This is a genomic window from Staphylococcus sp. HL28, from assembly GCF_021117155.1.
Taxonomy (GTDB): Bacteria; Bacillota; Bacilli; order Staphylococcales; family Staphylococcaceae; genus Staphylococcus; species Staphylococcus warneri.
Genome location: NZ_CP088218.1, coordinates 197,411 through 210,799 on the forward strand (window position 1 = coordinate 197,411; position 13,389 = coordinate 210,799).

At 29.6% G+C, this 13,389-nt stretch carries 18 protein-coding genes and 1 pseudogene; 13 read left to right on the forward strand and 6 right to left on the reverse strand.

Going from position 1 to position 13,389, the window contains the following annotated elements; all coding sequences use genetic code 11:
- Window positions 1-210 precede the first annotated feature (210 nt).
- The 9 genes and pseudogenes from LPC11_RS00840 (at window position 211) to LPC11_RS00880 (ending at window position 6,325) form a co-directional block, all read left to right on the forward strand.
- A complete protein-coding gene (locus LPC11_RS00840; protein ID WP_023374304.1) occupies window positions 211-669 on the forward strand; it encodes a DUF1433 domain-containing protein in 459 nt (152 codons plus the stop codon).
- Window positions 670-986: 317 nt separating this feature from the next.
- Window positions 987-1,460, forward strand: a complete 474-nt coding sequence (locus LPC11_RS00845) for a DUF5083 family protein (protein WP_023374302.1) — start codon at window positions 987-989, stop codon at window positions 1,458-1,460.
- A 13-nt stretch (window positions 1,461-1,473) separates the two neighbouring features.
- The gene (locus tag LPC11_RS00850; protein WP_023374301.1) at window positions 1,474-1,848 is read left to right on the forward strand and encodes a DUF4467 domain-containing protein; all 375 of its coding nucleotides are present in this window, start codon (window positions 1,474-1,476) and stop codon (window positions 1,846-1,848) included.
- Window positions 1,849-1,869: 21 nt separating this feature from the next.
- On the forward strand, window positions 1,870-2,259 hold the full coding sequence (locus LPC11_RS00855) for a DUF4064 domain-containing protein (RefSeq protein ID WP_023374300.1): 390 nt from the start codon (window positions 1,870-1,872) through the stop codon (window positions 2,257-2,259).
- Window position 2,260: 1 nt separating this feature from the next.
- Window positions 2,261-2,653: a DUF5084 family protein gene (locus tag LPC11_RS00860; protein WP_023374299.1), complete on the forward strand. Its 393-nt coding sequence runs from the start codon at window positions 2,261-2,263 to the stop codon at window positions 2,651-2,653.
- A gap of 145 nt (window positions 2,654-2,798) precedes the next feature.
- Window positions 2,799-3,455, forward strand: coding sequence for an SMI1/KNR4 family protein (locus LPC11_RS00865; protein ID WP_023374298.1), 657 nt, complete (start codon window positions 2,799-2,801; stop codon window positions 3,453-3,455).
- 407 nt (window positions 3,456-3,862) lie between these two features.
- Window positions 3,863-4,296: pseudogene (locus LPC11_RS00870) on the forward strand (TIGR01741 family protein).
- Window positions 4,296-5,990 carry an ABC-ATPase domain-containing protein gene (locus tag LPC11_RS00875; RefSeq protein ID WP_231307302.1) on the forward strand — a complete coding sequence of 565 codons (1,695 nt, stop codon included), beginning with the start codon at window positions 4,296-4,298 and terminating at the stop codon, window positions 5,988-5,990. The pseudogene LPC11_RS00870 and the gene LPC11_RS00875 overlap by 1 nt, the downstream one beginning before the upstream one ends.
- Window positions 5,991-6,061: 71 nt before the next feature.
- Window positions 6,062-6,325: a hypothetical protein gene (locus LPC11_RS00880; RefSeq protein ID WP_002466695.1), complete on the forward strand. Its 264-nt coding sequence runs from the start codon at window positions 6,062-6,064 to the stop codon at window positions 6,323-6,325.
- Window positions 6,326-6,393: 68 nt separating this feature from the next.
- Here LPC11_RS00880 and LPC11_RS00885 read toward each other — a convergent pair whose 3' ends face one another.
- From LPC11_RS00885 to LPC11_RS00895, 3 genes are all read right to left on the reverse strand, one after another.
- A complete protein-coding gene (locus LPC11_RS00885) occupies window positions 6,394-6,753 on the reverse strand; it encodes a hypothetical protein (protein WP_023374295.1) in 360 nt (119 codons plus the stop codon).
- Window positions 6,754-6,956: 203 nt separating this feature from the next.
- Entirely contained in the window at window positions 6,957-7,307 is a 351-nt protein-coding gene (locus LPC11_RS00890; RefSeq protein WP_002466687.1) for a DUF4064 domain-containing protein, read from the reverse strand.
- A 179-nt stretch (window positions 7,308-7,486) separates the two neighbouring features.
- Window positions 7,487-7,660: a hypothetical protein gene (locus LPC11_RS00895; RefSeq protein WP_023374294.1), complete on the reverse strand. Its 174-nt coding sequence runs from the start codon at window positions 7,658-7,660 to the stop codon at window positions 7,487-7,489.
- A 150-nt stretch (window positions 7,661-7,810) separates the two neighbouring features.
- On the opposite strand from LPC11_RS00895, the gene LPC11_RS00900 reads away from it, so the two are divergent.
- From LPC11_RS00900 to LPC11_RS00915, 4 genes are all read left to right on the forward strand, one after another.
- Window positions 7,811-8,479, forward strand: coding sequence for a response regulator transcription factor (locus tag LPC11_RS00900; RefSeq protein WP_023374293.1), 669 nt, complete (start codon window positions 7,811-7,813; stop codon window positions 8,477-8,479).
- An 89-nt stretch (window positions 8,480-8,568) separates the two neighbouring features.
- Window positions 8,569-9,477: an ABC transporter ATP-binding protein gene (locus LPC11_RS00905; RefSeq protein ID WP_023374292.1), complete on the forward strand. Its 909-nt coding sequence runs from the start codon at window positions 8,569-8,571 to the stop codon at window positions 9,475-9,477.
- Window position 9,478: 1 nt separating this feature from the next.
- Complete coding sequence (locus tag LPC11_RS00910) at window positions 9,479-10,234, forward strand: hypothetical protein (RefSeq protein ID WP_231307303.1); 756 nt, start codon at window positions 9,479-9,481, stop codon at window positions 10,232-10,234.
- Between the two features lie 17 nt (window positions 10,235-10,251).
- Window positions 10,252-11,154, forward strand: a complete 903-nt coding sequence (locus tag LPC11_RS00915) for a sensor histidine kinase (RefSeq protein ID WP_023374290.1) — start codon at window positions 10,252-10,254, stop codon at window positions 11,152-11,154.
- Here LPC11_RS00915 and LPC11_RS00920 read toward each other — a convergent pair.
- From LPC11_RS00920 to LPC11_RS00930, 3 genes are all read right to left on the reverse strand, one after another.
- Window positions 11,138-11,551 (reverse strand): GNAT family N-acetyltransferase, encoded by a 414-nt coding sequence (locus LPC11_RS00920; RefSeq protein ID WP_023374289.1) that lies wholly within the window; start codon window positions 11,549-11,551, stop codon window positions 11,138-11,140. The two genes, LPC11_RS00915 and LPC11_RS00920, sit on opposite strands and share 17 nt — an antisense overlap.
- Window positions 11,552-11,628: 77 nt before the next feature.
- The gene (locus LPC11_RS00925) at window positions 11,629-12,291 is read right to left on the reverse strand and encodes an ABC transporter ATP-binding protein (protein ID WP_023374288.1); all 663 of its coding nucleotides are present in this window, start codon (window positions 12,289-12,291) and stop codon (window positions 11,629-11,631) included.
- 14 nt (window positions 12,292-12,305) lie between these two features.
- Window positions 12,306-13,355, reverse strand: coding sequence for an ABC transporter permease (locus LPC11_RS00930; RefSeq protein WP_023374287.1), 1,050 nt, complete (start codon window positions 13,353-13,355; stop codon window positions 12,306-12,308).
- Between the last annotated feature and the right edge of the window lie 34 nt (window positions 13,356-13,389).

Below are 13,389 nucleotides of genomic sequence, written 5' to 3' on the forward strand. Positions count from 1 at the left end.
TTTATTTTGAATTTAAATACAGTAAATTCAATAGTGTTAAATTCAATTTTGGGTAATGTAATTGAGGCATTTCTAGATAAATATCTAGATTAAAAAGATCATTCGTTATGTTGATAATTTAATAAGCTTAATACATTTAGTTGATTGCTAGAATGGTTTAAAAAACTTGGAAATATCTAATTATGATTTATGAATTCAAGGAGGATAAATATGAAAAGGTTCGCATTAATACTGAGAATATTTACTATTTTAGTTCTCGTTGAAATTATCATTTTTATAGGTGCATTGTGTACTCATTTATATTTCCAACATCAATATATACAGAAAGAAGAGAAACGGATTGAATTGTTTTTAAAATATAACTTTAAAAATATTAATAGTACAACAGTATATAAGAGTAATAGTGATTCACCGCTAGGAAGTTATAATATTATCGTTCGTATTAATGGGGATAAAAATAAAGAATTAAATTATGATGGTGAATGCGGGAACTATAAACCAAAATTCAATGGAGAGGAGTATATTTTAAACGGTAATCTAAAAAAGAAGAAAGCAAATAGAAAGATAAAATTAGTAAAAGATATATTAAAAGAAAAAAATACCAATTCTGTTAATGATGCCTTAAAGAAATTAAAATCGGAAGGTGAACAACATGAAGAGAATAACTAAGCGGAAGACATTAATGCTTATTGCTATTCTATCAACAATAATGAGCAGTTTCGTTATATTGATAACTGTGGGGAATATACTATTTATATTTGGTTGGGGATTATTTCCATATTGGACGCCTATTGCATCTACAATTGTTGTCTTCGGCAGTTTTATATTATCTTTTTCACTAAAATATATTAAACATAAATATCTAAAGTTTTTCTTTTCAATACATATAATCGCTAATTTTCTATTATTTTTTGTAAATATAATGTCAATTTGCTCAGTACAATTAATTTAAGCAATTTAAAAATATGATTTTTTGAGGGGATAATATGAAAGATATTAAAAAGATAAATAAAATGTTTTTTTCGTTTGAGATTATTCCTTTTATTATGTTTGTTTTGTTAATGTTTGCACCGATGTTAGCAGAATTAATGAATAATCGCTTGCAGTATGGTAGGGATTTTAGTGATAAAGTTGCGTTATATTCTTATATTTCAATTATGAGTGTATATGTTATTACCATATTGTTAGAAATTATTTTTTATTTTAAAATACTGAAAAATTATCAATATGATCAAACAAATGTTGAATTAGCTAATAGAGTTAAAGTCACAAAAGTATTATCAATTTTATATATGATTCCAGGTTTATATGCGATTCCATTTTATTTTAGATTTTTACATGTTCGCTCATTTAGAGAAAATAAAAAGTCGGGACAACCTGCTTATCATTTTTGGGAAAGCTTTATAAAAGCTGACAGAAAACCATTTGAGTTGAAAGACTTATTTATTAAAAATAGATAATAAGGAGAAACTAATGAAAAAGTTATGTATAGGAGTGTTAATTATCATGATGAGTATCATCAATAGTGGTTGTAGTCACGACCAAAAAGAAAATAAATATCAAAGTCACATTGATAAAGTAATGGAAATACAACAAGAAACACATAAAGAGATGGTTAAAAAAAGTGATCAAGTTACACCTAAATTCAATAAAGATCAAGTGAATACTTATGTCTTTGAAGATGGTAAATTGATTATCCTTAGTTATAAGCTATTTAAAGATAAAGATGAATTGTTCTATGCAACATATGAATTTAAAGATGACAAAATTTATTATAAGAGAGATATTGATCCTAAAACATATGTGAAAGAACATCACCCAGATTATAAGGATATTAAAGTAAAATAATTTAAAGGAGTCGGAAAATAAATGGAAAAATTAATTAAAGTGACGTCTTTAATTGGCGTTATCATACAAAGCTTTTTAACATTATTGTTTTTATTATTTTTAATTTTATCAGCCACAGGAATTATACAACCTGATTTAACCACAACTGTTAATGGAAAGGAAACAGTACAAAGTCCAGAAACAGCTCAAGCAACATTCGTTACGGTATTTGCCATTTTCTTTGTAATTTCATTAGTTTCAGATTTATTAGGTATTTTCGCTATGAAAAAGTTATTTGTGAATAATAAAATGAGTGGTATTTTGCATATTATTGGGGCAGTTATCAGTGCTAATTTATTAACATTTATTGCTTGGTTAATCAGTGGTATTTCTATTTTAAGATATAATAAAACAGGAAAAGAAGTGTCGTAGAATGAAATATGTTTGGTGGATACTTTTAATAATTGCTGGAATTTTAAGTTTAATCAGTGTTTATGGATTTATTCTATGTGTAGGTAGCTTTGGAATGGTGGCGTTGAATGTCATGTGGTTATTTGTCTACACACCACATAAAAATTCAAAAGCACTTGAATCTGTTTCAAAACCAACAATATATTTGTCAATCATTGGAACATACGCTGTCATAACATTGATGTCCATTCTATTTTACTTTGTAATGAAAACTGATTTTAATGATATAGGAACAAAATTATACGGTGAATCTTTCAATACGTTAGGATTGCCATTATTTATCATTGGCATTATTTTATTTACTATTGGTACATGGCTTGTATTTAAAATACAACAATCACGATTAAGACAATAAAACGAATAGAATGTGAATTAGGACGGTTTAATGAGAATGCCGTCCTATTGGTTTATACATATAAGATGAGTCTGATTTTAAATGTTACAATCGCATCATGTAATATATACTAAAACTTAATGAATAATTATATAGAAGGTGAATTATGGAATATGTACAATATTTAAAAAGATTCAATCAAAATATAAAAATTTTAAAAGAAAATGAACTAGAAAAGATACCACAATGTTGGAAGTATATTTTGCTATCTGAGAATAGACTTGAGAGAGTAGTCGAATATTGGAAAGAAGTAGTGGGGCAAAATTTAAGTAATACAATTCAATATATGGAAAATCATTTAATTGATATACAATGTATAAAAGTTAATGAAGATTATTATATTTTGTATAACATTCTTGCTGAAAATAAAGAAGAAGGGATATATGTAGGGAAGATACCTAATGAAAATAAAAAAATATCTTCTATATATGATAAACTGCCTTCTTCATTACAAACTTTTTATTCTAATCTTCATGATGGATTTTATTATTATGCAAGTGACTCAATAGGAATTTTGGAATTGAGTATGATTAAAAATTTAAATGAATATGATTGGGCGATTTTAGAAGAAATAGATGAACCAGAAATAAATTTAGATACAGCTTATATCATTTTTGATTCTGGTATGGGCGGATTTATTGTTGTAGATGTAAATAAAGGGATAGATAACGCAACGATTTGGTTTGATGACGAAGCACCAATGTATCAAAAAAACTTTTGGGATTTTTGTGATGAATGGATAAAAATGGGGATGGAAGAGTAAAAAATATTGTTTAACAATTAACGAATAGTCAGGAGATTTATTGAAGTCAGTCAAATAAAGTTTGAGTTCGTATATTATAACGGTGGTGAATAAAATTCACCAGCCGTTATTTTCATTTAAATACAAAAAAGTACAAATATCTCTATAATTATAAGTGACTAAACAAATAATCAAAGAAGATAATGCACCTAATGGTATAACATGGAGCAGGAATGGCGAGAAGCTATTGAATCAGGTGATCAAGTAAAAAATATTAAAATGGAAGTCAAAGACCAAGTGGTTTTTCAGTTGATTATGAAATAAACGGAGATAATCAAATACATTAAGAATATTTAGGAGGAATAGAAATGATTTTTTAAGAACAAATAAGTAAGCTTTACAATGATATTGCTAGTGATGTTAGTGATATGATACCTGATAAATGGGAAAATATTTATTTAAAAGCATATGTGAATGATGAAGGCAGTGAAGTGTTTTTCTTTTTCACTAAGAAAAATGAAAATGAAATATATTATAGTGGTGATATTCCAAAGTTATATAATGTGTCTTCAGCAATATACAAATATTTATTGATAGAGGTTCATGAAAAATTTATAAAATTAATAGATGTTTTTAAAAAGGAAAATCAGGAACCATGGACATCATGTGAATTCAATTTTACAAATGAAGGAAAATTGAATGTATCATTTGGGTATATAGATTGGAAAAACTCAGATTTTGGGCAATATGACCGGTTCAATTATTATAGATATAAAAAATTTGGTATTCTACCTGAAAAGAATATGCTATAGAAGAAATTAAAAAAGTAGAAAAATTTGTTGAAGAAAAGGAGAATGATTAATGAAACAAGCACAAGACTTAAAAAAGACATTATTTCAATTAGATGGTCAAAAGTACGGTGCTTATAAACGTATTAAAAATGTCTATGATTTTAATGACTTTCAATTAGCCATTGATCATATACAAGTGGATCCATATGCGCCGCCATCTAAAATAAGATTAATCATTGATAGAGATATTGTAGGTATACCAGATAAATATTTAAATACTGAAGATAAGCATGTAGCTGTTGCTGACTTTTTAACAAGAAATGTCGCACATGTATTGAAATCTTTAGTTTCTAAATCAAAGGGACAACACAAACTATTGATCGATCGTTGCGGTCAAGAAATGTTGAAAAGAACGTCAGTAGTAATTAACAACAATAATATAGAGGTGCGTCTCGAGGTAGGTCTTCCAGCTGCAGGACGCAAAATATTAGGCAAAGCTGCAGCAACAACACTGACCGAACTATTACCTCAGCTTGTATCTCAGGCACTTAACTATCAACAAATTGATCAAGCATCTTTAAAACAACAGGTTGAATTAAAATTAAATCAAACTTATATTAGAGCGCAACTTGAGCAACAAGGACTTATCGCATTTGTAGCTAATGGGGCCATATTACCGAGGAAAAGTGGTATATCTGATGGACCAATGTCCAAAGCCAAATCATTTATAAGCCCTAAGTCATTTGAGACGACTATGCATGTGCCGTTTGGTGAAGCAGTAAAAGGTATGGGAATACCTAAAGGCATTACACTCATTGTTGGTGGTGGCTATCATGGTAAATCAACATTATTACAAGCGTTAGAGAGAGGTGTCTATGACCATATTGCTGGTGATGGGCGAGAATATGTCATTACCAATGACAGTGCAATGAAGATTCGTGCTGAAGACGGTCGTAGCGTTGAAAAAGTTAATATACAACCATTTATTGATCACCTACCAGGTAAAAAAGACACAAGTCAATTTTCAACAGATAATGCAAGTGGTAGTACATCACAAGCCACCAATGTGATGGAAGTACTTGAAGCACAATCCAAGGTGATGTTAATTGATGAAGATACATCAGCTACGAATTTTATGATTCGTGATGGGCGTATGCAAAAGTTAATAGCACCCGAGAAAGAACCGATTACACCATTTTCAAATAAAGTGAAGCCATTATATGATGACTATAATGTATCGACTATTTTAATTGTAGGTGGGTCAGGCGATTACTTTGAAGTGGCTGATCAAGTACTGATGATGGATGAATATGTACTCAAAGATGTCACTGAAGAAGCTAAGGCAATAGCACATTCCACCGGATATGAACGTGACGTGATTTCACAACAATCATTTGGTAACATCCCGTCAAGAGTGCCACTTACGTCAAGTTTTACTAAAAAAGGTAAAGACGGTCGATTAAAAGCAAAAGGCCAACATGCAGTGGTGTATGGTAAAGAGGCGATTGATATATATGGGTTAGAACAATTAGTAGATGATAGTCAGACTAACTGTTTGGCAATGATGTTAGATTATATGCAACGTCATAAGGTGAACAACGAGCAGACGATTGTAGAGATAGTCGATGCTATTTATCAATTGATAGACGAACAAGGGTTAGAGGCGATGTCACATCATCAAGGTCATCCAGGTAATTTAGCATTACCTCGTAAACAAGAATTGATAGGTACGTTGAATCGCTATAGAGGGTTGCATGTGAAATGATATAAATGTAATGATGAATAAAGAGATGAATAAAGTATTTTTAAATTTTAACGAAAGGACGGAATAACACGTTGAAATTTTTGAGTATTTTCTTCCCTGTTATTATTTATGTCATCATTTTAGCGTTACAATATTTTTTATCTCGAACAGGTAGTAAAATATTAGGTTTAATTATGCCAGTTGTATTAGTTGTAGGTGTCACATATGGTTATATGATGAATTATTTTGAATTAGGATTAATGCCTATCATCTTCTTAACAATTATGGGATTATTTATGTTATTAGGAGAATGGCAACGTGCACAACAAGCTAGAAAATCAAAAATGAAAGAATAATGAGATGCGCATGTATCTAGAAGTACGTGAGGTACTAAGATAACATGCGCATTAATGTATGATAGATGTTATTTAATAAAAGGTTTATTGTCATTATATTCTGCTTCAGTCATCAATCTACTTTTTCTCTGCAAACCGTAATCTTCTTTGAAACAGTGCGCTCCTTCTTTTAAATAGGGTACTACAGTTGCTCTAAATTTTACTTTTTTATAAAGAAGTGAAAACCCAATGTCATAATATTTTTGCCTCTCAAAAAGCCATATATGGTCAATCATAGCACCATTAATTTGGACATCTTTTAATAAGATTTTGACATTGCGCAAATATGGAATATCGCGATTCAATCTATTTTTATAACCTACATATTCAACTCTACCAGTGACTACGACATTTTTATTACGAAATGGTCTTAATTGTTCCCTGATCATCTATGTTCCCCTTAAAATATCACTTATTAATGAAATAATATCACAAAATTATAAAAAGTGACCAAATATCATTTGGTATAAATAAAAAAGTAGTGCTATTGGAGTGATGTGTGCTATTGATTACATTTGATGTTGTAGGGGATATTAAATTAATATAAAAAATAAAACCTTCATCCGATAGATTGATGAAGGTCAGTACGTTGCTATTTTCGAATTAAAGCTAGAATACCAGCAACTAAAATTAAAATACCTGATAAGATACCAAAGAAACCGATAAAGATGAAGTTTAAAAGGCCACCAATAACTAATAAAACACCCATTAAAACTCTTTTCTTATTGATGATACAACTTAAGATTAAAGTGATAATACATGTAAGGATGACAGCGACACCTAGTCCGAAAACTTGTCCACTATCTGATGCTTCAAATTCATTACCGATACTACCCACCATAATCGCAAATAATCCACCAAGCATACCGAAAATACTTCCCATAATGCCTAGAATCATTTCCGCTACTCGGTTTGTTGGTCTTTCAAACTGATAATTATTCATTATGTCACCTCGTTATTATTCATAACTTTAATATATACTATTAAACAAATTAAATAAATAGTTTTGTAGCAACTTATTAAAATAATAATACTTAATTGATGTAAAAACATTTAATATACAAAAAGAAGTTGAACACACTTTAAAGATGTGTCCAACTTTTATATGAAAAATGATTCGTTTTAATTATGATTGTCCTTAAACGCTCTAACAAAATAATAAATACTAATACATGCGATAATAAGAAATGGAATAAATACAGATAAACTAAAACCATGGATGATATTCCAAACAATCATGACAATTGCTAATAAACAAACGACCACACACGCTAACATTTCAATTGTACGTAGCATGATGTATAACCTCCTATGTATTTAAAACATGGTATTGTAAATATATAATGATTCTAATAGTTTAATTATAAAGTAATTTATAATGTTGTTAAATAATTAAATATGAAAGATTGCTTATTAAAAAGTTATAAAGAAAAGGAAGGTCTTATTATGTCATATAACGCATTAATCGTTGAAGATGATATAGATATAGCACATATTTTATCTTTAACTCTTACAAAGATGACGGTACATACAACAATTAATTATTCCGGTCAAGAAGCGCTTCAAACATTAAAAAATAATCAATTTGATATAGTGATTTTAGATTTGATGTTACCAGAATTAAGTGGTGAAGAAATACTTCCTTTTATAAAAGAAAATACATATAGCAAAGTTATAGTTATATCTGCTAAGACTGATGTAGAAGAAAAAGTAAAACTATTAAATTTAGGTGCAGATGATTATATGACTAAACCATTCGATGCTAAAGAAGTAACAGCTCGTGTTTTGGTTCAATTGAGAAATTTAGATAGCAAATCTCAAATGGAGCAACTTAAATGGAAAGATCTTACTTTGGATATTAGTAAACATCAAATGTTCTATAAAAATACTGAAATTAATTTAACTAATTCAGAGTTCGAGATTATGAAGTTGTTAATGCAATATCCTGAGAAGGCATTTTCAAAGCAAAAGATTTATGAATCCATACAAGGTGTTTATTTAGGTGATGACAATACCATCAATGTACATATATCTAATATTAGAAAGAAGATAGCGCTGCATACAACTGAAACATATATACAAACAGTGTGGGGGATTGGGTTTATGTTGATCTAAAATCTTTATGATTTCTTTATATTTTACTTAAAGGAACTTAAGGAATATTTCGTTATGTTAAGTGTAAGAATAGCGAAGGAGATGATTAAATGAATCCAGTCATACAAACAAAGCAATTATCTAAAAAGTTTAAACACGACTATGGGTTACAACCTACCGATTTCAATCTTTATGAAGGAGAAATATGCGCGATTATCGGACGAAATGGCGCAGGTAAATCGACGTTATTTAAATTAATTGCGAATCAAATTCATCCTACGAGTGGTAGTATCAAATTGTTTGGAGAAGATGGCTATAATATTAATAATCAGGGGCGAAAAAGAGTAGGATTTATGATTGAAACACCAGAATTTATATCTAATTTTACGGCTTATCAAAATCTACATTATTTTAGTATTCAACGTGGTGTTACGAACAGTGAAAAATTAGAAGAAGTATTAACTCTAGTAGGTTTGAAGAATATCACTAAAAAGGTAAAGCAATATTCATTAGGAATGAAGCAAAGGCTTGGTATAGCGTTGGCTTTATTGACAGGGCCAGATATATTAGTACTAGATGAACCGATTAATGGATTAGATGCTCAAGGTATTAAAAGTTTTCGAGATTTAATTTTAAAATTAAATGAAGAAAATGGAATTACAATATTAATATCTAGCCATATTTTAAATGAACTACAACAACTTGCTTATCGATTTGTATTCATTGAAAATGGTGAAATTATTGAAGATATAAGCAAAGAACAAATGCTTAGTAAAGGAAAGCGTCAACTAATAATCAAAGTTGATAAGCCTGAAAGCGCAGTAAGAATATTAGAAGAACATATTGAAAATATTAACTATAAAGTATTGCATAATAAAGAAATTGTTATAGAACCACCCAATATAGAAAGTAGTGATATTAATAAGTTACTACTTAATAATAATATCGAAGTTGAAGAATTCAAGATTGAAACAACGAATTTGGAAGATTATTTCTTAAATAAGGGAGTGGGAAATTAACATGATTAATTATATGAAAAGTGAACTTTATAGAATATTTCATAGTAAAGGATTATATATATACTTAATTATTTGTAATGTTCTAATGATACTTGCGGCACTCACATTATTTTATTTTGATAAAACGGAAAATAATTTTCCTTATGGTAATGCTAAGTTTTTCTATACAAATGTAATTACAGCTGGATTACTCATCTTGGTTATTGGTGCATCCATGAATATGTTAGTGAATAGTAAACAAAACAAAGCATTAAAAAAAATTTCAATTTCTTTTGATACAGCAGTTTCATCTATTTATTGGGGCAAATTTATAGTTTATATCTTGAGTTTCTTAGTTTTATCTCTAATTAGTACTGCTATAACAGTTATATTAGGTATCACATTATTTGATTTTGATCAAACAGCACTCACGAATTATTTAATAGCTTTAGTTAATATGGCCCCTATTGTATTTGGTGGTCTCGCTCTAGCCCATGCTATTAATAGTTTTAAAGCTAATCTTGCAATAGTTATCATTATTATTAGTATTTTTTACTATCAATCGGCAATGATATTACAAGTATTGACGATGATCAGTCATAAATTTGATGTTATTTATGATAATTCTCCAACAGAGCTATTTAATCAAAATTTCAAAGAATTTATGCAGGAGTCAAGTCAGTTTGGGATTCATTATTGGTTGATAGGTGTATTATTAGGATTGATGTTTTTAATAGTAGGTTATTTAATTTATAGAAATAAAGAGTTTATAGACTAATTTAAGGAAGTTATTAAATGATAATCAGTATGATATTAGTACTCATTCTTGTTGTTATAATTTATAAATATTTATTGTTGAAATATGATATGACTCAATTAACGAAACAATTAAAATATATAAAACATCATATTAATTCGAATCAAATTATTCGAACTAATACTCATCATAAACACTCAGTTAACCTGATTAATGAAATCAATGACGTGTTAAATGCAAAGAGAAAAGAAGTTGTGAAATATAAGCAACAGGAATTACTGTTAAATCAAGAAATTACCAATATATCTCATGATATTCGAACACCTTTAACAGCTATTAAAGGATATGCTAACTTAATGCAAGAGATTGAAACAATAGACGAAATCAATCGTTATGCTAAGGTGATTAATAGTAAAACAGATAACCTTATCAATATGGTGGATCTATTTCATGAAATGACCAAATTAAATTCAGGTGACTATGCTTTAAATATACAAGAAATTAATATTGATGAATGTTTAAAAGAACAATTTTTATCGTATTTCAACCAATTTGATAACAAGTCTATTAATGTATTATTTAATGAGGATGGTACACACTTAGTCAAAGCTGATCGAGTATGTTTAGAACGGATTATCAATAATTTAATATCGAATATTCTTAAATATGGTAAGACATATGCGAAGATTAAAGTTTTCGATAACAAAGACAGGGTGCTTATTGAAATACAAAATGATACTGATGAACCATTAAGTGATGGTGATCAAACTAACTTATTCAAAAGATCTCAAACACTTGACGTCAGTAGACATAATGGTAGTACGGGATTAGGTTTATACATGGTTAAGCGATTAGTAGAAGTACAGAATGGTAGAATTACAGCTACTTTCCAAAATAATCAGTTTAATATATCCATTGAATTTCCTAAATATGCGATTTAATATTTGCCATACCTACAATATTATATTTGGTTACTGGTTTTAAATCATGTTTTTTATAAAATGATTTAGTACTTTCTTGATCGTCAGTCATACAGACGATTTGCATTGTGTGGTCAAATTGACTAAGAACTTCTCCAAGAAGCTTAGAACCTATACCATGGTTTTGATACTGACGTTTAACTAATAAATCTTGAATTATGATAACTGAAATACCATCACCAACAAGTCTTATGAGTCCTATGAGTTCAGTATCATCCCATACCGATAACACATATAGTGAATGATGAAAAGCTTGACTGAGTTTATTCAGATCATAAGTATAGTTGAACCAACCGACATCATTGTATATTAATCTTAATTCTTCAATAGGGATATGTTTGGAAGTTATGTATTGCATAGCGACTCCTCCTTATCATCATCCCATATAAATAACCTGTTCTCAACTTCAAGTTGTGGAGAACAGGTTTATTTAAATTATTGCTCTTTCAATACACCGTCTTGCATGTGATAGACTTTGTCGCAGAATTGGGTTAATCGTTCGTCGTGGGTAACGATGATGCATGTTTTGTTTCGTTGCTTTGTTTGATGTTCTAAGATTTTCATAACGGCCATCGCGTTGTCTGTATCTAGAGAAGCAGTTGGTTCATCGGCCAATATGATTGATGGGTTAGTGTAGATTGCTTTGGCAATGGCAACACGTTGCTTTTGACCACCTGATATTTCACTAGGGAGTTGGTTCTCTATTTCGGTGAGGCCTAATTGATTTAGTAAATCTTTATATTCATCTTTATTGAGTACATCTTTTTTATACTTTTTAAGTAACTGAAATTGTTGTTTAACCGTTAAAAATGGCACTAAATTAGTGGATTGTAGAATAAATCCAATTTCTTGAATTCTAATACGGGCAAGGGCCTTTTGTTTTAATTGGGTAATATTTTGATGATTAATCCATATGTCACCCGTAGTAGGTGTTTGTAATGCACCTGCCATTGTTAAAAAAGTACTTTTCCCAGAACCAGACGGCCCTACAATGGCGATGAGTTCGCCTTGATTAAACGACAAATCAGTTGATTTAACAGCTTCTATCGTTTGGTTACCATCTTTAAATGATTTCGTAACAGCTTTAAATTGTAACATTTGCATACTCCTTTCTATCCAATTGCTTTTAATGGATCAATTTTTCTAATAGATAAGACTGAAAATAGACTTCCCAATAATGAAATAATGATGAGTACTATACCAAATATAAGTAGTGTGATGATATTAAACTGTATTGGAACAGCGTCAGGCAGGATAGTGCTCGTTAATAATGTTAGTCCCAGTCCAATTGCCGTACCAATCAGTGACAATATAAAGGTTTGTGCTAATACCATTTTAGCTAGATAGGTATTAGTGAAGCCTTGTGCTTTTAAGACACCGAATAGGTTTGTCTTTTGTAGTGTCATGACGTATAAGAACACACCGATAACCGTTGCTGAAATCACAAATAGGAAAGAAATCATAAAGTTTAAAGTTAGATTTTGCGCTTTATACCCCGGTAAGTTTTCAATAAACGCATTGATAGATACAGCTTCTAAATTACTATCGAGCTTATGATTCTTCCAATCTTTATCTTTCACGACAATGGCATTGGTTTTATCTTTTGAAAGCGCTGGATTAATCTTTTCAATCGTTTTGTTATTAGAAAAAATTACTGGTGATGCATTGTACTTCGCACTTTCTGTAATACCAACGACCTTCAATTTCTCGTCTGATTGTGACAATGATAATGTATCGCCAACTTTGAATCCTTTATCTTTGAGGGTTTGGTCAATTACTACATCATTAGTCTTTTTTACTTGATGCCCCTCAACTAATTTTGGCACTAAAAATGAATGAGATGTCACACCGAAGAGTAGGGCATTTTCTTCTTTTCGTTTATTTGAAACGATGACGCCTTGTTGTTTCAGTGATGCTGCTTTTTTGAAGTCGTCTTTCACTTTGGATTGATCAAATACAGATTGTTCTACGGTTTGATTGGCATCTTTGTTTAAAATAATAGCGTCAGCATGCCACTTTTCAATGCCTTCTGTATTCATTTTGATTAACCCATTTGCAAGTCCAGATAATAAAAATAATAAATAGCTAATGAGTACTAAAATCCCAATAATTAAACTGAACTTAAGTTTGTTTCTTTTAATTTCATTCCAGGCTAAGAACATTAGGTTGTATCCTCCTTTGAAAATAGATAAGACC